This window comes from Chitinophagaceae bacterium, from assembly GCA_016717285.1.
GTDB lineage: Bacteria > Bacteroidota > Bacteroidia > Chitinophagales > UBA10324 > JACCZZ01.
Genome location: JADKFU010000002.1, coordinates 224,030 through 246,807, shown reverse-complemented (window position 1 = coordinate 246,807; position 22,778 = coordinate 224,030). Strand labels below are relative to the sequence as shown.

General features: G+C 40.4%; 20 protein-coding genes and 1 pseudogene. 4 read left to right on the top strand and 17 right to left on the bottom strand.

Going from position 1 to position 22,778, the window contains the following annotated elements:
- Positions 1 to 382 precede the first annotated feature (382 nt).
- Positions 383 to 2,218 carry a proprotein convertase P-domain-containing protein gene (locus IPO83_04280; protein MBK9730497.1) on the bottom strand — a complete coding sequence of 612 codons (1,836 nt, stop codon included), beginning with the start codon at positions 2,216 to 2,218 and terminating at the stop codon, positions 383 to 385.
- Between the two features lie 127 nt (positions 2,219 to 2,345).
- Here IPO83_04280 and IPO83_04275 point away from each other — a divergent pair, with 127 nt between their 5' ends.
- Positions 2,346 to 2,735, top strand: coding sequence for a hypothetical protein (locus IPO83_04275; GenBank protein MBK9730496.1), 390 nt, complete (start codon positions 2,346 to 2,348; stop codon positions 2,733 to 2,735).
- A 281-nt stretch (positions 2,736 to 3,016) separates the two neighbouring features.
- On the opposite strand, the gene IPO83_04270 is transcribed toward IPO83_04275, so the two are convergent.
- The 5 genes from IPO83_04270 to IPO83_04250 are packed head-to-tail and all read right to left on the bottom strand — an operon-like array spanning position 3,017 to position 5,437.
- On the bottom strand, positions 3,017 to 3,592 hold the full coding sequence (locus tag IPO83_04270; GenBank protein ID MBK9730495.1) for a DUF4256 domain-containing protein: 576 nt from the start codon (positions 3,590 to 3,592) through the stop codon (positions 3,017 to 3,019).
- 37 nt (positions 3,593 to 3,629) lie between these two features.
- Positions 3,630 to 4,211 (bottom strand): YdeI/OmpD-associated family protein, encoded by a 582-nt coding sequence (locus IPO83_04265; protein MBK9730494.1) that lies wholly within the window; start codon positions 4,209 to 4,211, stop codon positions 3,630 to 3,632.
- Positions 4,212 to 4,224: 13 nt separating this feature from the next.
- Complete coding sequence (locus tag IPO83_04260; GenBank protein MBK9730493.1) at positions 4,225 to 4,638, bottom strand: DoxX family protein; 414 nt, start codon at positions 4,636 to 4,638, stop codon at positions 4,225 to 4,227.
- 6 nt (positions 4,639 to 4,644) lie between these two features.
- A complete protein-coding gene (locus IPO83_04255; GenBank protein ID MBK9730492.1) occupies positions 4,645 to 5,109 on the bottom strand; it encodes an SRPBCC domain-containing protein in 465 nt (154 codons plus the stop codon).
- Positions 5,110 to 5,116: 7 nt separating this feature from the next.
- Positions 5,117 to 5,437: a winged helix-turn-helix transcriptional regulator gene (locus IPO83_04250; GenBank protein MBK9730491.1), complete on the bottom strand. Its 321-nt coding sequence runs from the start codon at positions 5,435 to 5,437 to the stop codon at positions 5,117 to 5,119.
- A gap of 250 nt (positions 5,438 to 5,687) precedes the next feature.
- On the opposite strand from IPO83_04250, the pseudogene IPO83_04245 reads away from it, so the two are divergent.
- Positions 5,688 to 6,661: pseudogene (locus IPO83_04245) on the top strand (helix-turn-helix domain-containing protein).
- 186 nt (positions 6,662 to 6,847) lie between these two features.
- Here the strand turns inward: IPO83_04245 and gldN are convergent.
- The 8 genes from gldN to IPO83_04205 form a co-directional block, all read right to left on the bottom strand.
- Positions 6,848 to 7,678 (bottom strand): gliding motility protein GldN, encoded by an 831-nt coding sequence (gene gldN, locus IPO83_04240; protein ID MBK9730490.1) that lies wholly within the window; start codon positions 7,676 to 7,678, stop codon positions 6,848 to 6,850.
- A gap of 26 nt (positions 7,679 to 7,704) precedes the next feature.
- Positions 7,705 to 9,354: a hypothetical protein gene (locus IPO83_04235; protein MBK9730489.1), complete on the bottom strand. Its 1,650-nt coding sequence runs from the start codon at positions 9,352 to 9,354 to the stop codon at positions 7,705 to 7,707.
- Between the two features lie 94 nt (positions 9,355 to 9,448).
- Positions 9,449 to 10,267 (bottom strand): gliding motility protein GldL, encoded by an 819-nt coding sequence (gene gldL, locus IPO83_04230; protein ID MBK9730488.1) that lies wholly within the window; start codon positions 10,265 to 10,267, stop codon positions 9,449 to 9,451.
- Between the two features lie 65 nt (positions 10,268 to 10,332).
- Positions 10,333 to 11,604 (bottom strand): SUMF1/EgtB/PvdO family nonheme iron enzyme, encoded by a 1,272-nt coding sequence (locus IPO83_04225; protein MBK9730487.1) that lies wholly within the window; start codon positions 11,602 to 11,604, stop codon positions 10,333 to 10,335.
- 162 nt (positions 11,605 to 11,766) lie between these two features.
- Positions 11,767 to 12,780, bottom strand: coding sequence for a type IX secretion system membrane protein PorP/SprF (locus tag IPO83_04220; protein MBK9730486.1), 1,014 nt, complete (start codon positions 12,778 to 12,780; stop codon positions 11,767 to 11,769).
- Positions 12,781 to 13,012: 232 nt separating this feature from the next.
- A complete protein-coding gene (locus IPO83_04215) occupies positions 13,013 to 13,843 on the bottom strand; it encodes a uroporphyrinogen-III synthase (GenBank protein ID MBK9730485.1) in 831 nt (276 codons plus the stop codon).
- 24 nt (positions 13,844 to 13,867) lie between these two features.
- Positions 13,868 to 14,851, bottom strand: coding sequence for a DUF4271 domain-containing protein (locus IPO83_04210; GenBank protein ID MBK9730484.1), 984 nt, complete (start codon positions 14,849 to 14,851; stop codon positions 13,868 to 13,870).
- A gap of 9 nt (positions 14,852 to 14,860) precedes the next feature.
- Complete coding sequence (locus IPO83_04205) at positions 14,861 to 16,639, bottom strand: BamA/TamA family outer membrane protein (protein MBK9730483.1); 1,779 nt, start codon at positions 16,637 to 16,639, stop codon at positions 14,861 to 14,863.
- A 151-nt stretch (positions 16,640 to 16,790) separates the two neighbouring features.
- Here IPO83_04205 and hemW point away from each other — a divergent pair, with 151 nt between their 5' ends.
- Complete coding sequence (gene hemW / locus IPO83_04200) at positions 16,791 to 17,915, top strand: radical SAM family heme chaperone HemW (GenBank protein MBK9730482.1); 1,125 nt, start codon at positions 16,791 to 16,793, stop codon at positions 17,913 to 17,915.
- Between the two features lie 14 nt (positions 17,916 to 17,929).
- On the opposite strand, the gene IPO83_04195 is transcribed toward hemW, so the two are convergent.
- Positions 17,930 to 19,609 (bottom strand): leucine-rich repeat domain-containing protein, encoded by a 1,680-nt coding sequence (locus IPO83_04195; protein ID MBK9730481.1) that lies wholly within the window; start codon positions 19,607 to 19,609, stop codon positions 17,930 to 17,932.
- Positions 19,606 to 21,123: a lysine--tRNA ligase gene (lysS, locus tag IPO83_04190; protein MBK9730480.1), complete on the bottom strand. Its 1,518-nt coding sequence runs from the start codon at positions 21,121 to 21,123 to the stop codon at positions 19,606 to 19,608. The genes IPO83_04195 and lysS overlap by 4 nt, the downstream gene beginning before the upstream one ends.
- A gap of 123 nt (positions 21,124 to 21,246) precedes the next feature.
- Between lysS and IPO83_04185 the strand changes: the two genes are divergently transcribed.
- Positions 21,247 to 22,266, top strand: a complete 1,020-nt coding sequence (locus IPO83_04185; protein MBK9730479.1) for a cation transporter — start codon at positions 21,247 to 21,249, stop codon at positions 22,264 to 22,266.
- Positions 22,267 to 22,274: 8 nt separating this feature from the next.
- Here the strand turns inward: IPO83_04185 and IPO83_04180 are convergent, their stop codons facing one another.
- Positions 22,275 to 22,694 (bottom strand): response regulator, encoded by a 420-nt coding sequence (locus tag IPO83_04180; GenBank protein ID MBK9730478.1) that lies wholly within the window; start codon positions 22,692 to 22,694, stop codon positions 22,275 to 22,277.
- Positions 22,695 to 22,778 lie beyond the last annotated feature (84 nt).

The window sequence follows — 22,778 nt, the reverse complement described above, 5'->3', positions numbered from 1 at the left end:
AAAATCGGGTGCAATAGATTAACCGCTTGATAATTGTGGTTATTGGTTTTTTCATCGGGAAAGGCATAGGAGAAAGAACACCCTTGAGGCTAATGTAATTTAATGAAGGAAATAAGTTTTTCAATGGTCAGGTTTTTCTTAACGGTTCAAACCTAAAAATCTTTAACAGCCACTTGTATAAAAAGTTGCCGCTGCATTTTTTACCGAAATAAGAGATCGTTAACCGATGTTCGATATTCGAAATAAATCGTTCTGAAATAAATGACATTTCGCTGGAGGAGTCAAGAGGCGACCGTTATCGTAGAATACTTTTGAAATCGAATCAGAAAAACTGTGATGTGGACACTCATAGCAAATCAACTTTAGTTAAACAGCATTGTCCTCAATCCACCTTCACCATCTTCACAAAGAATAGTTTCTCATCCACCATTGCACGCACAAAATAAAATCCATTGGGAAGTCCTTCTTTTTTTGCATCAAAACTAATTTCGTGATCACCTGAATGCATATAATCAGCGGTAAATTTTTTTACAACATTTCCAACCACATCCACTACCGTCAGATTCAAATTGGCAGGAGCATCAAGGTGATATTTAATGGTTGTTAAATTATTGAATGGATTGGGGTAGGCAAGCATACTGAATCCAGGATCAGTTATTTGTCTGGTAGCAGTTCCGAAATCAACGGTGATGTAATCAAGTCGCGAAATGACATCACTGCACAACGTACTGTTTTGAGTGGTGAGTTTAACCGTAAACGTACCACCTTGTGTATATACGTGTTGAGGAAACTGAAGATGTGAAGTATCTCCATCACCGAATTCCCATACCCACGAACTTGCAATAGGAATGCTGCTATCAGCGAATTGTACTTCAAAAGGTGCAATGCCATACGTGGTATCTGCGTAGAAATTTGCTTTGCAACAATTTCCTGATTGATTATAAAGTGTGACAGGAGTTATTGACCAGTTGTTGTCATAATTCATTTCATAGATTACATGATTAGGGTTGGTGATGGAAACAATGTAATACTGACCGTTGCAAATGCTGCCAAAATCAATTTCCTGGCCCTCCAGTCCCTGCGAATACACATCGTATTTACCTACAAAAATCCCCTGATCCTGACCACAACCGGACACAATTCCTAATCCTCCATTGGGCATGAGGGCCTGATCAACTATATTACCATTGTCATCAACACAATAGCCATTTACTGCTGTGCAGGTGCCGAGATTGATCAGACAAAAACTGGTCTTGCTACCTTCTCCAATTACCGGCCAGTTGGATGGATCTTCACCTGGCCCACGAACACGAAGTGTATTATATGTCCAGTTGTCAATATGAATGTGACCATGATCAGGATGATAGGTCATCGTGCCGGCCGGCACCGTATATTTAGTCATCAACTCATTGCTTTTATGATAAATAGTTTGGTTCACTAACTGCTTCGGACCTTCCCCGTCAGGACAGATTGATCCGCAATCCACAAGTGTTGTATCACAATAACAGAAACCGGTTCCATGTACTTCCATCGGACCGTAACCGATATTGGGGGTGTTAACACCTTCAGTAATATGTCCCGGAAACTCTGACCAGTTAGAAACGAGGTATTGACCAGAGTTGATCATGTCAGGCAACAAATCACAATCAGCACTTCCATCAGCACAATTGCAACCAAAAGCATTCGTGGTGGAGCAGGGACCACCGATATGTGTTGGTGGCGGATCAGTATCAAAGGTGATAGTACAATTTAACAGGTGTCCTGTATCCATCGGCACTTCATCAACAACAATAAGGTACCACGTGCCATTTGGATTTTGTCCGTTGTTCAAGATATTCATCGACTGATCAGGAAAATAATTTCCGGAGAATGGAGGAATCCCTGAAGAAATTTCTCCACCTGCTGCGTTCTCCGCAACACATGATCCGGTGTAATTATCGCCCGAGCCGCCATTATTGTTTGAAAGCTCTATGATCGTTCCGTCGGGCGACTGAAGCCGGATATCAAGATCACTGTCATATGTATGTACGATGTTGAAACATGCCTTCACCAAACCATATGTAGTATCCAACACGTCCGGCAATCCTGAAACAATAATCGGAAAACTTTCGATGTTTGGCGGATCGGAAATAGAACCGCCATAGGAAGTAACAAATGAAAGCTGCGCACGGAGTTGTGATGTGAAGAGCAGAAATAGTACAAGTAGCATCTTTTTCATAAACAGAGTTTTAATAGGTGTTTATTGCGAATCCAATCAAATGTAACAAAAGTTGTGTCATACTGCCAGCAGCAAGCAAACGCATCGCAGGGTTACTTTTATAACAGATAATTCTCATTTTTGCTGCATGACACTCACTGAACAGATTATCTGGCTCTTCATTCTTGCCCTTCCCGTCGCTTGTATAGCATGGACGGTAACGCATGAAGAAGTATTTTTTGAACCTCGTCAGTTCTGCATCCACAAAAGCAAGGAAAGCAAAACATTACTCCAGCGGAAATTCTTCTATCTCTTCACGTGTGAATATTGTTTCAGTCACTATGTAACTGCAGCAATGCTGATTATCACCCGTTATCATTTGCTCTTCAACGACTGGCGTGGTTATCTCATTTCCGGCTTTGCACTCGTGTGGATTGCGAATGCTTATATGAGTCTTTTCGGACTGCTCAGGGTAGATATCAGGAAAGAACGGCTGGAAACTGAAGAAGAGGAAGTGAAGCTAAAGCAAATGAAATGAGGAAGATTACCCAAAGCTGAATTCGATCGCTAAATTACATTTCGCGCGTAGAAGGTTGTCAATATTAATTTTGGGGAGGCGTTTGTCGGGGATGATACTGTATATGCTATTGGTTTAACAATGCCATTCAACCCTTCAGTTTTTATATCTATAACTATAAAAGTGTTGTGTAAGTGCTGGACAATTGATTGAAAACTATGATCGGTACGCTAAGCACACGCTTGTTCGTTGATTGCTTATTCCAGGAAACTCCAAAACATTTTCAAATATTGAGAGAAAATTTAAACGCTCAGTGAACCACGAAAACCCCTGGCAGCATAGTAAGATTCAGCACCGTTGTGATAAACAAAAACAGTGTTGTAACGGCGATCACAAAAAAGCGCGCCACCAAGTTTTCTGATAGCAGCAGGTGTTTCAATCCAGCTCGATGTTTTTGTATCGAAATTTCCGAGCTGTTGAAGATCGCGATATTGCGCTTCTGTTAAAATTTTAATGCCCATGTCAGCGGCCATATTCACAGCGCTGTCTTCCGGTTTATGTTCTTTTCTTGCTTCAAGTGCTTCATGGTCGTAGCAAACACTTCTGCGTCCCTTAGGACTTTCAGGAGAACAATCATAAAAAATGTATTCTCCATTCTTCTTATCATTACCTACCACATCAGGCTCACCACCTGTTCTTTCCATTTCATAAAGCGACAACAGTTTTTCAGGATTGGCTTCCAGCTTTGTTTGTATCGTGGCCCAGTCGAGGCTTTCATGGCGGTTCCTGTTTTTCTCAAAACGGGCTTTCAATACATGGAGGAGTTCTTCACTTTGTTCCCGTGACAACTTTTTTTTTGTGCTGTTATTATTATTCATAATGTTTCTATCTCTTTTTAGAAAAGCGTAGTTGAAATTATTCATCCTCCAATCCCCTTCCTTCAAGAATCTGTTCCATATATTTTTCAATCCTGGTCTCACGGGTTTTAGCTTGTTTGGCTGAGGAAAAATAAAGCAGGTATCCTCTTTGTCTTCCAGGTGTCAGTTTATAAAAGGCAGTTTTTAATGCAGGTGTTTTAGCTAATTTATTTTGAAACTCTTCCGGCATTTTAAACTCTGCAGTCTTTTTTAAAGGCACCTTTATTCCGGCTTCCTCCACTTTAACCGCTTCGTAGATATATGATTTGAGCGTCTTTTCATTCTTCACTATTTCCTTGAGAGACGTGAACCGGATTTGTCGTGCCGCCTGCACATTCTCTGTTTGCTGAATCAGGATACCTTTAGCATCCTTCAGCAAAGCACCTTTGAAAAACAACAAAGCACAATAGTCTTTAAACACATGTATGAGCACTATATTTTTTTTCTCAAACGAGTAACAAGGACAGCCCCACTTCAATTCCTCGATGAGGTCGCAATCCAGGATAATCGTTCTCAATTTCCCGATTTCCATTTGCCATCGCTGAGCTTTATTAAAGTACCAATCAACTTTAGGATTCATGTGTAATCATTATTTATGAATTAACTGTCCCGATCTTTATCAGGATTTTATCAGCAGCTCTGAAGTACCATGACGCCATTGTTAAAACCAGCAACAGTGACGCAGGAAATAATTCACTAGCGGAATGTCCTACCGCGATATGCGAAAATAATGCTCCTGTCAGCAGAAAGAAAAAACCCGCATAAGCCCATTCCTTCAGCAACGGAAATTTAGGAATAAGTAATGCTGCAACACCAAGGATTTTCCAGACTCCGATGATGGTTAAAAAATAAACAGGATAGCCTAACAGTGTGATGCCATACACACCAGGAGGTGCCTGCGCTCCTTCTATCTGCATTCTCAAAAGTTGCTGCACTCCTGTTGCTATCATTCCTGCTGCGAGCCAGATCGTGGCAATCCAGTAGATAATTTTATTTCTCTTGGTCATGGTTTGTCATTTTAGTCTGCTTGCTATTTCTTGTATCCGGTTATGCGCCATGTTAATGCCTTGGGCAAAAGGTAGCTGCAGCAACTGGTCTCTGAGCTTTGCTGATTTATAAATTACTTGCATAGTGAGTTTGCTGGTGTCATCAGTAAGTTGTTCAAATTCAAGGAACTCAAGCTGGACCTCAAAAGGTGTATGCTCCATTTCAAATGTCCTTATAATTTTCCTGTTTAAGGTAAACTCATGAATGACGCCATTGAAACCGTGTTTATTCCCTTTGGGATCGGTTGTTTCAAATTGATAACTGCCGTGCTTTTTATTTTCAAGCTTCAGCACTTTCGTTCCCATCCATTGTTCAACAAGGTCGGGCTCTGCATATGCTCTGAAAAGTAATTCCAAAGGCAAATCAAATTCCCTCGTTATCACTAATTCCTGCTTACCGTCTTCAGCATTGATTTTTGTTTTACGTTCCACGGTTCTATTATTTTGTTTTATATTTTTTCATGATGGATTCTAACTTGTTAAACCGGTCATCCCACAGTTTGCGGAATGCTTCAATAAAGTCAGCTACTTCTTTCATTTTTTTTGCATTAACGTGATAGGATATTTCCCTGCCGCTTTGCTCTTGCTTAAGCAACTCGCATTCTGTGAGTATTTGAAGGTGTTTTGAAACAGTTGGTCTTGCAGTGTCAAAGTTGCTGGCTATTGCTCCCGCCGTCATGGATTGCGAAGCAAGCAAAAGAAGTATGGCCCTTCTGGTAGGGTCGGCAATGGCCTGAAATACGTCTCTTCTTAAATTCATTGCGTAGCTATTTGACTACAAATATACATGTAGCTATTTAACTACGCAAATTTTTCAGAGAAATTTTCAGAAAATTAAATGATGATGTTTTGAGCAAGACAATGGAGTGTTTCTTTTAAGTTTTATCCTTCATAAAATCGTAAATAAGAAAATAATGTAATCCTTAGTTGTTCGAAGGTTTAGTTACTAAATAGTAACTGTAGTGGGCCAATTTGGACAAGGCTTAATCCTATATTTGCACAAAAAATCAATGAAACATGTAACCATCGTTGTCCCTGACGGAAAGGAAAATAATCTCAGCAGTATCGTCGGCGCTTACAAAATATTCACCCGGGCAAATGAGTATTGCAAAAGCAGCGGGAAAAGAGATTTTTATAAAATAGAACTGGCGGGTGTTTCAAGAACGGTAAAATATCATGATGGTTTATTTTCAGTGAAGCCGCATAAAAACATTTCAGCAATAGCTGAAACCAATCTCATTATTATTCCTTCTTTGAATCATGATTATACCAAGGCTGTGAAGCATAACAAGTTATTGATTGAATGGATTGAAGAACAATATAAGCAGGGTGCCGAAGTGGCAACTATCTGTACCGGTGCTTTTTTGCTTGCATCATCAGGCTTATTAGATGGAAAAGCTGTTCCACACACTGGGCTGCAGCAGATAATTTCAGAACAATGTTTCCGAAAATAAATTTACAGGCAGATAAATTAATAACTGATGAAAATGGAATTTATACAAATGGAGGTGCTTATTCATTTCTTAACCTGATAATTTATCTCGTTGAGAAATATTACGACAGGAAAACAGCCATTTTCTGCTCCAAAATATTTCAAATTGAAATAGACAGAAACAGTCAGTCAACCTTCACCATTTTTGCAGGTCAAAAAAAGCATGGGGACGAATTAATTAAAAAAGCGCAGTCCTATATTGAAAGTAAGCTGGACGAAAAAATTTCAATTACGCACATAGCTTCCACTTTTGCGGTTGGCAGACGAAATTTTGACAGACGGTTTATAAAGGCAACAGGCAATACACCATTAGTGTATGCACAACGTGCAAAAATTGAAGCTTCAAAAAATGCATTTGAAAACAGCCGTAAAACAATCAACGAGGTGATGTATGATGTTGGATATACAGATGTAAAGGCATTTCGGGAAGTCTTCAGAAAAATTACAGGCATGTCACCTTTGGCATATAGAAAAAAATACAATAAGGTCTGAGTTTCTGATAAAAGGTATTACCATCTTCCTGGATTATCAAATTAGTTTTACACAAACCGCAATGCAAAATTTTTACCCTGCGTGATGAAGCATTGAGCTGTATAATATTCAAGAACAATAGATGGAAGTACATCGCACAAAAAAGCCCGGCCAAATGGCAGGGCTCAATTTATTATTTAGCTCAAATCAATACGACCACACATCATGTTCGAATTCAAATATGTCCTGCTTGATTCGATCTGATTCACGAAGTGCGTCTGTTCCGGTTGCATAATCCTGTATCCGCCGATCAAACACATTCGACTCCTTATAAATATAACTCGTGAACAATCTCATTTCAAAAAGATCATCCCACGTTAATCTCACTGCATCATTGCGCTGATTAAAAACTTCTTGCTTTACCAACACATTCCGGGCAGTTGGATAATATGCCCAAAACATCGGGAGATCAAGTTGAATCTGATCATCATAATACAAAGGTGCTATCGCAATAATGCGCACCTGCATTGCAGAAGTTTCTTCATCAAAAAACCAATCTTCCTTTATTCTGTACTTGCTGACCTTAGTTGGGTCAAACTCCCGTACCAGCACTGTATCTTTAACATAGTTACCATCAAGGTCAGAAAGCTGAATGGTATCATTACCCGCACCAATCTTCGCTACATCATCCGGTAATTTCACCGTCTTGAAATTGTCTTCCTGGTACACCGTTATTTCCCCTGAAATTGCTGCATCACGAAGAACAAACACTAATGGTTTCAGATCCTTCCAGTCAATGCCTTCATATTTAAATGGAAGGTTCATTTTTTCTCTTGAATCGATTATTCTCCAGATCCGTTTTTGCCAAAGCACATCAGCTTCACGTATGTTATCATAAGGTATCACTTCTTTCTCAATTGGAGCCACCTTATCATAAAACAAATCCCTGGGCATTAATTCATCTGCCTGACCGTAGGAACTAAAAGTACCTGCAAGCATGATTACCGCAATAATTGTAAGGACGCTGAATTTCTTCATAACAATTGATTTACTGATTAAATCCGTTACTTAATCTGAAGCGGAATACTATTAAGATTACGTGGTGTTTTGTCCGGACCAACTGCTCTTATCTTTCTGAAAATGATCTGATCGCCTGGCTTACATCCTTGTACAAACTGGGCCACTTTTGCGTTAAACTTTGCACCTGAATTCTGTTCAATTCTGGCATCCTGTCTTTTGGGGATATAAACACATTCAAATGAAGTGACATCAAAGCGAACGCCCTGGAAATAAAAGTCCTTTAAAATCGCACCTATTCCGGGAACGGCTTTTAGCGTACTAGTGGGTATGTCACCTTCCGTGATCGTACCATTAATTGCTGCAATCGGATCAGGTATGCGCTTAATTACAAATTCCTGCGAACCTATCTGACGGCTACCAGCTTCCAGAGCCACCGAAACATTTACAGTCACTTTCTGATTCACCAATGATCCCGGCATATCAGCAGTAAATTTTCCTGATCCGGATTTTGTGAAACTTCCCTGGGTGGCAGAAGCGCTTACTTTATCAGCAGGAAATCCCGGAACAGAAACTGAAAATGGATTGGGTATGCCAGCGTAAATAATATTCAGGTTTTCTGATGAAACAACAACAGATCCTTTTGCTGTCTGGTACTCCGATTCAAAAGGATAATACCTTGGTTTACCGTCGGGTCCCTGCACCATCACTGCACCCGAATATTTTTGTATGCCTTCACCCCCCGCAACAGTTTCATATTTTCCCATGCCGCTCACCACCTCTAATTTTCTTCCACCTCCCGAAACCGGGTTTTCAGTAAGCTCATCAAAATTCCCGTCAGGTAGCTTTTTAGCGATACTATAATTCAATGGTCCAAGGTAAACTTCAGGATTAACGGTTGAACTGTAGGCTGCCACAAAAATGTCTGCTTTATATTGTTGTCCGGACATTACATAACTAGTTGGAGCGATTACTTTTGCAAGAATTTTATCAACTACAACTGTTTTAGCATTTATCTGTTTAAAAAGATATTCTACGATAAGATCTTCTGAATTGCGGATATCATTCTGGTATTTATTCAAAAGCGTAAGCGCCGCAATCGTAGGAACCATTTCAAAATTGGTGACCGACCAGTTCTTCAAAACGCCATCAATCTTCTCCGTCGGATCAACTGCGTTTACTGAAAGTTGTGTTTCGATTATTTTTTTGTCTTGTGGATTGTCTACCAAAGCAAGAAGGTCTGCCCTCAGTTTGTTTATTTTTATTTTCAACTCATCCGCTTTACCCTTATTGATCATAAGATTTGTAGATACCTCAAGGTTACGATCATCAAATAACTCGCCCTTCTTCATCAGTTCAGAAACAGGCATCGACTTCACATCCATTTTCTCTTCCGTTTCCTTATCCATGATTCCACCAGACTCTGTTATTAATTCTTTTTGCATTTCTTCAATATCATTAAAAACCTGGTCTGACATGGTTTTCGCCTTCTTGGCTTTTTCAAGGAAGGGACCTGTGCGCTGTGAATCATTCTTAAACTGCTCATCAAAAGCTGCAAAAGTCTGATTGTTTTTGCTTGTGATTGCAGCCGAAGAAACAGAAAGGCCTGAATTCACTACGTGAAACGCATGTAAAATTTCTGCAGACACATTCAATGCAAGAAGAGCCGTCAACACCAGGTACATGAGGTTAATCATGATTTGGCGTGGTTCCTTAGGTATGGACATTCTCTAATTTAATTTTGCTGAAAAATGATAAACGGAATTACTTTAATCAATCTTTTAGTCTTCACTATTTTTGTGCACCCATGGTCATAGCAGTAAGCATGTTACCATACACATTATTGAGTTGCGACAGGTTCTTGGCCAAACCTGACATTTCAGAGCGATACTTTTTAGTATCTTCTACCGATTCTGAAAGGTTATCCATTGCCTGCGTGAGCGAACCATAAAACTTATTCATGGTTTTCAGATGACTGTTTGTATCCTGCAATTCCAACTCGTAAATAGCATTGAGTTGTGCCAGGTTTTTAGAAACCAGTTGCACCTGCTCATGATAGCTTTTGGTTTCTGCTGTAGCGTTACCCAACAACTTGGCAGCTTCAGTAGCATTAGTATAAGCAACTTTCATTTCTGCTAATGCCCCGGCAGCTTGTTTTGCACTGGCTGAATATTCATTCGTAGCCATTGAAGCATCTGTAAAGTCGTGCAATTGAGAAATGTTGTCTCCCAGACGTCTGAGGTTATCTCCCAAACGCTTGATCAACTCAGGTTCAAGCTTCGCTTCGGTCATCATCTGATCAAGCTGATTGGTAAGCCCGCCATGACTACTGGTTTCTTTAATCATCTTCAATTCGTCCTCATCAGGAGCAAAATCGAGTTCAGGATAAATTTTTTCCCAGTAGTAATCCTTGTGTGGAGGAAGAATACCAAGCAATGCAAAGATGAAGGCTTCGGTACACATGCCCAGAATCAGGAATTCACTTGCATAATCCCAGTGCTGCAATTTGAAAAGTGCACCGAGCAAAACAATGGAAGCACCAACTCCAATGATCAGGTTTTTTAACCTTTTGCCCCTCTCGGACTCAAAGAATACAACGATTCTATTCATTAATAATCTATTTTAAGTGGTTTTGAAATAGAAATGATTAATCAGAAAAATGATTGCTTTTGATGTTATGGTCTGTCATCAATAGATCTTCCGAGGAAGGTGATTACATCCCTGAAACCAATATAACATTTGGCAGTATCCTGGTATTCGTAATTACGTGTACCTACCTGGCAGAAGTATGCTATGTCTTTCCATGAACCTCCACGAATTACTTTGCGCTTCATCGTAATTGGATCAGCGGCATCCACATCATAACGGATATCAGGATTCAGGTCATGTTCAAAGTGATAACTGTTTTCGTAGAATGCGCTGGATGTCCACTCAGAAACATTACCGGCCATATTATATAACCCGTAGTCGTTAGGGAAGTAAGCATCTGCTTTAACAGTATACATACCTCCATCATCCGGATAATCTCCACGCCCAGGTTTGAAGTTGGCAAGTATGCATCCTTTTTTATTTCTCATGTAAGGACCGCCCCAAGGATATGGAGCCAAATCTCTTCCTCCACGTGCAGCATATTCCCATTCAGACTCCGTAGGCAACCGGAACTCATCATTTGTCGCCTCGCCATGAGAGGTAAGGAAATCATTCCATAACCTCGTGCGCCATTTACTGAATGCCATTGCCTGATTCCAGGTAACTCCTATTACAGGATAATTGTCAAATGAAGGATGCCAGAAGTAATTTCTGGTCATGGGTTCATTGTAGGAATAAGCAAAATCATGAACCCAACTCAATGTATCCGGAAAAACATTTACCACCTCTTCTTTAATAACACTAGTACGGTCAAAGTCGGGATTTAATCGGTTGACATCGCGGGCAGCTTCCTTATAATCAACCCAATAATAAACATAGTTTAATTTTCTTGGGTCAATCTCTTTCTTTCCGAGTATTCTTTGTTCTTCAGGAAAATACATCTCATCAAGCGATTCTTCTAATTCAGGATCGGTATAATCAATATATGCGTCCCAGTTTACCTTTTCATTACCGTTGTCGTCCTCAATCATATAATCCTCACCCAAAATTGTATGGGCGATTGAATCTTTTACCCAATCAACAAACTGACGGTACTCATTATTTGTAATTTCAGTTTCATCCATAAAAAAACCCTGTACGGACACCGTCTTCGTACGTTGTATCATGGAATTATTCATGTCCTGATCATTTTGACCAATGTGCAGGGTACCAGATTTTATGTAAACCATGCCGTATGGAATTGTTACGTTCCATCCCGGACGGTCTAGCGAACCCAGCAACTGGCCATTGTATCCGCCCTGGCAACTAGCCAGTAGCGCAACTATGCCCAGCAAAAGGAATCTGTGCTTATTCAACATACTCGGAACTTTTTTAAAAAGTGGTTGACTTTTCGAAAGTTGTAAAAGTAGAAAAATTAAACAATTAAACAAAGATTTAACAGGCGACAGGATTATCCGGCAATTTGAACAGGTAATAATGCCTTTTCTAACTATTTATTGTATTGTTCAAAAATCATTTTTTCAGAAGCGAGGTGTGTAGATCACTTTTCCGGGTTTCACTGGTTTCATCAGATTGATCCTGTAATTCAATACTATCTCATGTGAACCATTGCTTACTGTATTTAATGCAGACACCGTATAATCGTAGGAATAACCAAGCCGGAAACTCTCCGAAATACTAATGCCGGCTAACGCTACAACAGCATCCGATGTCTGATCATTAAATCCCCGATACCCACCACCTAACCATAGAAAGTCCTTGTATATAAAAATAAGATCTGCCTCTGCCTGAAATCGATTTCCATCACTTTTAAACATTCCAGAAGGTCTCATACTTACTGATTTGGAAAACCTGGCAAGGTAACCTAACTGAAGATAGTATTGCCTTTCATAATCGAATTCAAGATTGCTGCCATCGGTATTCAATTTTACACTTTGGGGTAGCACATGATTGGCTGATAGCCCGGCTGAAAGATTTTTTCCATTGTAAAAGATTCCTGCAGAAAAATCCATGGCAACTCCGCTTACCGGAACAATAGGCAATAAAAAATCATTGTGATTGATGTCATTGTTTTCATAAATACCATCCGGTGCCCTTAATCTGGAACCATCTAAATTAACCTGCACAGCACCTCCGCTTATTCCTATAGAAAAATCACCAGCTTTTGTCTTCATAATATAGGAATAGTTTAATGCAACACTTGTATTTCGAAGCACTCCGGCCTGTTCATTTAAAAGATTGATTCCTAATCCGCCGTGTAAAACCTGGACCGGTGAATGAAGCGAAATATTTTGTGAAACCGGATGTCCATCGATACCAACCCATTGACTCCTGAATTGTGCTGTTGCACTGAGCGCGTTATCCATACCAGTGTAGGCTGGATTAAAAGCAGCCTGGTTTAGAAAATGCTGGCTGAATTGCGGATCCTGTTGCGCATTTGCCGCGGTGGCAACAAAAGACAAGAACATTACCACTACAATTTTAAAATCACATAGCTTCATAAATAACAACTGGTCACCGTAAATTAAAACCATTTTTATGTAACCGTCAAAAAATGGCGCATGCTGAGCTTAGCTTGCATTAAATGAAACCATATTTTACAGGCAGAACATGGGAATCCCTTATGCTAAATTATTCAAAACGAAAAAGTGATGGCACCAAAAAATGAGCCTCAGCTTTTTGAAATTAACATCTCAAATAGTCTTATGTATTTATCAATAAGCAATTGATGCAGCCACAAATCAAATCAAGAAAACAAATTAACAATCAGCTATTACTGCCCAGATAATTATCAATCGCCATAGTCATGGAAGGGGCTTGCGGGGCCGGTGCCTGCACATCAATACGAAGACCTGCATCATTAACTGCCTGTGCCGTGAAAGGCCCAAATGCACCAATCTTTATCGATTTCTGCTGGAAGTGAGGAAAATTATGTTTGAGTGCATTCACACCGGTAGGCGTAAAAAAGACGACCATATCATACTTTCTGATTTCCTGCTCTGTAAGCTCTACAGAAACTGTTTTAAAAATTACCGCCTCGGCAAACTCATATTTTTTCTTACGGAGATAATCAGAAGTGTCTGATTTGTGATTATCAGAACAAGGCATCAGGAATTTCTCGCCATCGCGGTGCTTTTCAATAATTTCTGTCAATCCCTGAAAGGTGCCATCACCAAAAAAAACTTTTCTCTTCCTGAAAAGAATATACTTCTGAAGGTAAAGTGCAATGGCTTCCGTCATGCAATAGTATTTTGCATCAGGTGACATTCTTACACGTAAATCATCACAGAGCTTAAAAAACTGGTCAACAGCACTCCTGCTGGTGAAAATTAATGCAGCGAATTCAGCAGGATTTATTTTTTGCTTGCGAAACTCTTTGGCTGAAACGCCTTCGAGGTGAATGAATGGTTTGAAATCAACAGTAATGCTGTGTTTTTTCGCCAGTTCGAAATAAGGATTCTTATCATTCTCAGGTTTCGCCTGGGTGATAAGAATTGATTTGATGACAGTTTTTGCCGAATTCCCGTTAAAAGTCTTTGAAGGTGAAGTGCTGGAATCCGCTGCTATTTTGACTTGCCGGGTATTTTTCTCAACCATCATTTTCATTTAAATCTGGTTTTTCTAGAAAGAAAACCTGAGCGGTCCCAGGTTTTGTAACAATCGGATGATGATCAGTACAGGTGCAATTTCAAGGGCGCAAATGTACAATAAAAAGTGAAACAAATGTCTTCCGAAATAATTGATTCCGATATTGAATCCCTTCATGTAACGCATGAGGATGCACCCTGCAAGCACCAAAATTGCGGCGTATAAGGCGTAAACATTAAGAGGGGCAGGCGAAAAAGTAACCAGCATAGTCAGTGGAAAAAGTGCAACACCCAGCACACGGTTCATTTGTATCTCGTAAAAATTATACAATGTGATTTCTTTTCTGAACGGAAGCAACAACGATGCAGCCTTCAGTAACAAATAGCGCGCAAACAGAAACAAAGCCACTGCTGCAGTGGCAATCACCATCAGAATCCAGGGAGGATCAACATTTAAACCAGTATAGCGGTTAAGCAGCAAATAGGTAAACAGTGAAATAACCAACACGGAAAAGAAATTAAGAAGCACTGTTCCAAATGATACACCCGTTCCCAGTTCACGGAACATCTGCTGGCTCGGCCCCCAGTTATTAAAGGTTGTAGACAGTTCATCAAACTCCCGGGAATAACCAAAACGAATCAACGCCAGTAATACCAATAATGAAAAAGTCAGGTAGAACTTCCAGTCTTCCCTTTGTTGCTTTCTTGGAATCTCCCGAAGCCGTTCAGTCGCAGATCCATAGCTGTGTTGCACAAGTGCTGCGGGAAATTGATCTGCCCATTGCTGATAAAAAGTCTCCATATGAACGATAGCGGGCATTTTCTTTCCCTGATTAATCACCGGAGAAATGGAGGCTGATGAATCATTATATTCTTTTACTGTCGGGTTAATGCTAATCAGACCACTGTTTGCCTGAGCGATAGTTGACGCTTGCCGCGCAAGAGATAGATTATTCATTAAAAAAAACAACTGGCCGACTGTCAATATAGCTGTCACAAGCCATCGCGAATTCAGCATGTACATGAGTTAAAAATTATTAACATAACCGAAATGTATTTTTGCTGCACGAAACTCAATCGGGTTATTTTGCTGATGACCGAGTGCATAGCTGAGCCCAAAGATACCAGCTTTGGTTTCGAAATTAAAGCCGGCACCAAAACCAAATGGCATATCATGCGTCAAGGGATCAAAAGAACGGTCTTCAACATAGCTTCCATCAAAAAAGAGATATAAAAATGAATTTCTGCCGAGGAAATAATGATACTCAGCCGTTAATATATGGTATTGCGTAGCAAGAATTGATTGCTCATCAAATCCACGGAGCAAGTGAAAACCTCCTAAATAGTATCGCTCATTGGCATAAATTTTCTCACCAATTATAGCTCCGCCATGATACGCCGTCATAAAACAACTACGCCTTGATATGGGCACGTAATAATTCAAGTTTCCCACCAACCGGAATTGCGTTTTCTTCTCATTCACGGAATCATACAATGAAGAAAAATCGAATTCAGGATCAGCAGGATTCTCCAAAGTTGAAATCTCCGCATTCTCCTTTACTGTTTTGTTTCCTCCTTCCGCATTAAACAGCAATGCAATTCCGCTTCGTGGATTGTTCCGGTAATCCAGCTTTTCAAACAAAAAACCAATGCCATAAAATTTTGTATTATAGTCGATGTTTGGAGGAAGTGCTTTTGACTGAATGATCGATACTGTGTCAACTGACAATAACGAATTGGAAACATTTCTGAAATAGAATCTGAAATTATTTACACCGGTAAAAAGGTACTGAACTCCAACCTGTCCTTTTACTTCAAGGTAAAGTGTATCCTTTTTATAAAGATTAAATTCTGCATCCATGCCAAACGGCAGGTTGAACAAATAAGGATATGCTCCTTTGAGATCTACCTGCGTTGCCCGTCCGGGCAACTGGTTAAAACGCAGATTAACTGTCTCCCCTCTTCCAAAAGAATTGATAAGGTTCAGCCTTCCATCGCCGGTAACCAGCAATTTTCCATTAGTCGCGCTATTAGGTAAAACACCGAGAATGAAATCGAAGCTGCTGGCATTTTTTTTCTTCAGGTATAAAAGCAGGGCGGCTCTGTTGTTACTGAACTGAAGCTGTGACGGGCGTTCTTCACTGAGAAACGGAAGCTCAGTAAGTCGCGAGGTGATTTTTTTAATTACATCTTCCTGGTAAGGAGCCGGTAGCCGCAATCCGAGATAATTGGAGAGGTACTTATTTGCAATCTTAACGTCGCCTTTTACAAGGATGCTGTCAAGTGTTATCAGTTTGTTTTTTGTGATGAAAATTTTTGCACTTAGTTGCTCCCCGCTCCCGCGAAGGCTATCCAACCGTACAGCGGCAAACGGATAACCATTGTTTTCGCAATAAGTAAGCAGCTTGTTCAGCAAGGTTGCTACCTCCTGACTGCTGAATGGCTGGCCGTTGTATAATTTTTCACGAAAGCCAATCCTGTCCAGAATCACATCATCAGCATTTCCATTGCTGAGCTTCGCCCATTTCCATTGTTTGCCGGTATAAATTGTTGCAATAAATTGATTCGAATCTTTTTTCACGCCAGTGTAAGTAGCTTCCAGATAACCTTCCTGATAAAACGTGTTCAGTAAGTTTTTCATCTCCTGATTGCATGCCACTGAATCATTCAAACTTCTTTTGTAGGAAAAATCCTTCGTTAAAAAGCCGCTATCTTTATCAACAGGAATAATCTTAAGCAGGAAATTTCCCTGTGCATACAGGATGGTGCCTGCAAATAAAAATATAACTAAAAGCACATAGCGCATGTAATCTTTTCAGGGAATGAAATCACAAAACTATCAATGAATAACTACAATTCTACCATCCTCTTGCCTGTTGCTCAAAAACTATTCAAACGCTCTCCGTTCCCTTTAGATTATGCTCATTTTAATTACCGGCAAATCAGATAACATAGTTATGGCCGGTATTTACATACATATTCCATTCTGCAGACAAGCTTGTCATTACTGCGATTTTCATTTTTCGGTGAAGCAGGAATATAAAACGGCAACTGTTGCAGCTATTGTAAAGGAAATGGAACTTCAGCAACATTATCTTGGCAATGAACTTATACATACTATTTATCTTGGCGGCGGCACACCTTCGCTGCTCAATCAATATGAATTGAATTCCATTTTTGAAAAACTGTACCAACGTTTCGATATCGATTCGAACGCGGAAATAACACTGGAAGCGAACCCGGATGATTTGACCATAGAAAAAATTGCTGAACTGGCGCAGTTGCCTGTTAACCGTTTGAGTATCGGCATTCAGTCTTTTGATGATGCGGATTTGAAATGGATGAACCGGGCGCACAATGCGAAGCAGGCCACTCATTCAGTCCAAGCTGCTCAGGACGCAGGATTCGACAATATCTCCATAGATTTAATGTATGGACTGCCGGAATCAAACGAAGAAATGTGGGAACAAAACATTTCTAAAGCACTTGAATTAAACGTGAACCATATCTCCTGTTATTGCCTGACGGTGGAACCCAAAACAGCACTTGCACATTTTATCTTATCAGGAAAAAGCAAACCCATTAATGAAGAACAATCGGCCAGGCAGTTTGAAGTGCTGATGAAAAAAATGAAGGAACAGGATTGGAAACATTATGAGATCTCCAATTTTTCAAGTGATGATCTTCATTGCTCAAAGCATAATACTGCGTATTGGCAGGGGAAAAAATATTTGGGACTTGGGCCATCTGCTCATTCATTCAATGGCGTTTCAAGACAATGGAATGTTTCGAATAATCATCAATACATGGAAACAATAAACAATGGAAAGACCGGATTCGAAAAAGAAATACTCACTCCAACCCAACAAATCAATGAACGCATCATGACGCAGCTCAGAACCATGTGGGGATTAAAGCTCACTGATTTTGCTGCACCTGCTGCTGATTTGATTCGCGATAGCAGTCGTGAATTTATAACAGCGGGATTTGCTTCACTTGAAAATAATGCGTTGATATTGACGGACAGTGGAAAATTGATTGCCGATAAAATTATTGTGGACCTGATGCTGGAGGAAGATTAACTTCTCTCGTCTGTTTATTTCCCTTCGATAGGTTCCAGGTTATTAAATCCTTTAGCAATTATTTTGGTGGATGGCAGTGATTTTTTTAATGCTTCATAAATCTGAGCATTCAGCTTATTATAACTTATATCCAGCACTTCCAGTTGCTTCATGTGCTGCAGTTGTTTTGCCGCTCCAAACAGATCAAGTGATTCATTAAAACTAATGTTGAGATTTCGAAGTCCACTGAGCTGATCGAATCCGGAAGGTAATTTTTCGAGGGTATTGGCTTTCAGATCAAGACTTTTCAATTGGTGAAGCAATACAAAACTGTCGGGCAATATAGTGAGCAAATTGTTTCGCAGATCGATCGTTTTCAACTGCGAACAGCGACTGAGGGAAGCAGGAAGGGCCCGAACCACCTGATCTCTCATGCTTAACACTTCAAGCAGTTCCAGGTTTCCAATAGATGATGGAACCATGCTGATCTTATCAACAGGATAAGCAAAAAAATCAGCATCCAGATGCAATTCCCGCAACGATTTGAGTTCGCCAATCCAATCAGGAATTTTATTGATGTGGTTGTGATCCAATTGCAATACCTCCAGGTTGACCAGTCCGCGAATGGCCGGAGAAATTTCAAAAAGTGTGCACCAACTCAGGTTCAATTCTTTCAGATGAATGAATTTTGAGATGGCAACAGGAATGGCGATAATAGAATCGCCACTTAAATTCAATACTTCAAGCTGTATCAGTTTATCAAACCCGGAAGGAAAATTCCTTAGCTTGTTTCTTCGTTGCCCATCACGGTCCATTCCTAAATCGAGCTCCTTCAGCAGTACTAACTTTTCAATCGATCCCGGAAGCGACGTTAATTGATTGCCACTTAGATCAAGCCTTTCCAGTGAAGTTAGATTACCAATTGATTCAGGCAGCGACTTTAGTTCGTTGGATGAAAGTGATAATTGCTGTAAGGAAGTAAGCGATACCAACTTATCCAGCTCAAGTGTATAATTCAACAAAGGATTATTGCTGAGATCAAGAGTTGTAAGTGACTTCAGTTCTTTTAAATTTTCAGGTAAGATGCGCAGCCTGTTATCAGCAAGATTCAACCACTGCAGATTTTGCAATGCATCTAAATCAGCAGGAACCGAAGTCAGCAGATTATTGGAAAGATCAAGCGCAATCAATTGAGGAAGGAGCTGTAGACGTCCAGCTACCGTAGTAAAATCCAACGTCCTGTTAAATGATAAATTCAGGTATTGCAGCCGTTTGCAATTACCGATAGCTGACGGTAATGTGGTTAGCAAATTGGATTTCAGGTTTAGTGTTTGAATATGCTGCAGCTCACCAATTTCATCCGGCAATGATTTCAAATTGCAAATACTGATTTCAATGTATTGCAAATCAGGTAATGCGCTCAAACGATTTAAGACCTGTTGCCAGTTCACATTCAGGCAATACCGGAAAGTGATGCCTTTCAGATGTGAAAGCTTTGAAAAATTTTCAGGCAATTCACGCAATGTATCCTGCTCTAAAAAAAGATAATGGCAGCGCTGCGGATTTTTTAACGCAAGATCCACACGATAGAAGGTACTGTCACTGTCGTAAGGCACTTCTTTTAGCTGACTTGCTGCTGTTAATGGAAACAAAAACAAGAGCAGCCAAAAATGGAAAGGGCTGACATGCACATTTCTAAAAATTGTTTTCTTCATGCCTGACGTTCAGGACGCATCTGTGGAAAAAAGATCACATCCTGGATAGAGGGTGAATTGGTCATGATCATGGTTAACCGGTCAATACCGATTCCCAAACCTGCTGTTGGCGGCATTCCATATTCAATGGCCCGAAGAAAATCTTCATCCAGCATCATCGCTTCTTCATCACCGCGCTTGCCCAATTCAAGCTGTTCTTCAAATCGCCTGCGCTGATCGAGCGGATCATTCAGCTCGCTGAATGCATTGCACATTTCCTTGCCATTGCAAATGGCTTCAAAGCGCTCCACCAATCCGTGTTTGGTACGATGTTTTTTCGCAAGCGGCGACATTTCTACGGGATAATCAGTGATGAAAGTCGGTTGAATCAAAAGTGGTTCGCAATGTTCTCCGAAAATCTGATCAATCAGTTTTCCTTTTCCCATGGAAGCATCTATAGGAACATGCAATTGCCTGGCAGTTTCGCGCAATTGATCTTCTTCCATTTCACTGATATCAATTGTAGTAAAATGCTGAATCGCTTCAAACATGGTGTAGCGTTTCCAGGGACGTTTGAAATCAATTTCATTGCTTCCGACCGTAACTTTTGTTGTGCCGTGTAAAGCCAGTGCAATTTTTTCTACCATCTCTTCCACCAGGTCCATCATCCAGTAATAATCTTTGTAAGCCACATACAATTCCATCATCGTAAATTCAGGATTGTGTGTGCGGTCCATTCCTTCGTTGCGGAAGTCTTTTGCAAACTCAAACACGCCGTCGTATCCGCCAACAATCAGTCGCTTAAGGTAAAGTTCATCGGCAATGCGGAGGTACAAGGTCATGTCAAGCGTGTTGTGATGCGTTGTAAACGGTCGCGCGGCGGCACCGCCGTAGATAGGTTGCAACACAGGAGTTTCCACTTCGAGGTATCCTTTCTCCAGTAAAAAATTGCGCATCGATTGCAGCAATTTCGACCGCAGTACAAATACTTCTTTCGAACGTGGATTCACATTTAAATCAACATAACGTTGACGGTAACGCAATTCAGGATCGGTAACTTCATCAAATACATGGCCTTCTTTTTCTTTTACAACAGGAAGGGGCTTTAATGCCTTACTCAATAACTTCAATGATTTCACATGAATGGAAGTCTCTCCTGTTTTCGTGACAAAAACATATCCTGTCACACCAATAAAATCGCCGAGATCAAGCAGCTTTTTAAAGACTGTATTGTAAAGTGTTTTATCTTCTCCGGCGCACAGTTCGTCGCGACTCACATACAATTGAATTTTTCCTGCAGCATCCTGCAGCACAGCAAAAGATGCACTTCCCATAATGCGTTTGCTCACAAGTCTGCCTGCGATAGAAATTTCTTTCCATGCTGCTGCATCCGTGCTGTTAAGGTAATTGCCAAGAATATTCGCCGAAGAATTGTTTACCGGAAATCCTTCTGCCGGAAACGGATCAATTCCCAGCGAAACCAATTCTTCCAATGCCTGCCTGCGCTGTATTTCATGCTCACTAAAATGTGTCATAGTCTGTTTAATTGTCGGCAAAAATAGTTTTTCGCAATGAGTACTTTGCATGCAGTGTTGAGTTTTTGCTGAACAAATACAAAGTAGTTTCAGCAATTTTATATGTTGCACAAAAATTAGACTATCAATAACGCGGTTCCCACTTCTGATCTTACAGTGCAGGCCAACAAGAATATTCAAATTCAAAAATGGGTGGTGGCCATTGGCATTGTCTTGCTCATTGCAAAGTTTGTGGCCTATCTGCTCACGCATTCGAATGCTATTCTTACAGATGCATTGGAAAGTATTGTAAATGTTGTAGCAGGCGGTATTGGCCTCTACAGTTTAAATTTATCTGCCAAGCCGCGTGACGCTGATCATCCATACGGACATGGCAAGATTGAATACATTTCAGCAAGTATTGAAGGCACGATGGTATTGTTTGCCGGTTGTATTATTATCGGAAAATCGATCTACAGTTTCTTCTATCCGCAACCTCTTCATGATCTGGATACAGGCATTATCATCATTTTAGTTACTGCTGTGGTCAACTTTGTACTTGGTGTGCTTTGCATCCGTCAGGGCAAAAGATCAGGTTCACTTGCCTTATCAGGAAGTGGCACGCACCTGCAATCTGATGCTTATTCCACACTTGGAATTATTGTGGCTTTGATCATTATAAACCTGACAGGACTTAAAATCTTCGACAATATTATTGCCATTGCTCTGGGAATATTCATTTGCTTCACCGGTTACCAGGTTTTAAGAAAAGCCATTGCCGGAATTATGGATGAAGCTGATTATGATCTGCTCAGAAAAATCATTCTGCAACTGAACAATGAAAGGCGTGATGAGTGGGTGGACCTGCATAATATGCGTGTGATTAAATATGGAAATGTGGTGCACATCGATTGCCATCTTACGCTGCCATGGTATATAAACGTACGTGCTGCTCATGAGCAGGTCAGCAATGTTGATGAGACGGTAAAGAAAGATCTTGAAAATCCGGTTGAACTATTCATCCATACTGATGCCTGCATTCCGCCGGTTCAATGTTCCATTTGCATCAACAAGAACTGTGATGTAAGGGAAGCTCCGTTAGAAAAAATTATAGTGTGGAATCTGGAAACATCTCTGCAGAATAAGAAACACGGATTTGAATGATCCTGCATTTAAATTGCCTGCATCACTCTTTTGATCTCAGCAACCAGGTCATCCATTTTGAAAGGCTTGCCGATATAACCATCCATTCCGGCTTTCAGATACTTTTCACGATCGCCTGCCATGGCATAGGCTGTTATCGCAATTATTTTAGGTGCACTGTTTTTAAACCTTTCGCGTATCAACATGGTGGTTTCTTCTCCACCCATTTCAGGCATCTGAATATCCATTAATATCAGGTCGATTTTTTTCTCATTCAATGTTCGCAGCACATCCATCCCGTCTGCTACGGCATCTGCCCTGTAACCAAGTATAGCTAGAATACTTAAAAGCAATTTTTGATTAATCACATTGTCTTCAGCAATCAGAATACGGAGTGGCAGCTCTATTGCGAGTTTACCATTGGATTTTGATTCGTGCTGTTTGCTCATCTCATTGAAGTAATGGAAAAATTGCTATTGCCAATATGAATTTAGTTAACAATACCGGCTTCGCCGCGACTGTTTACCTATTAA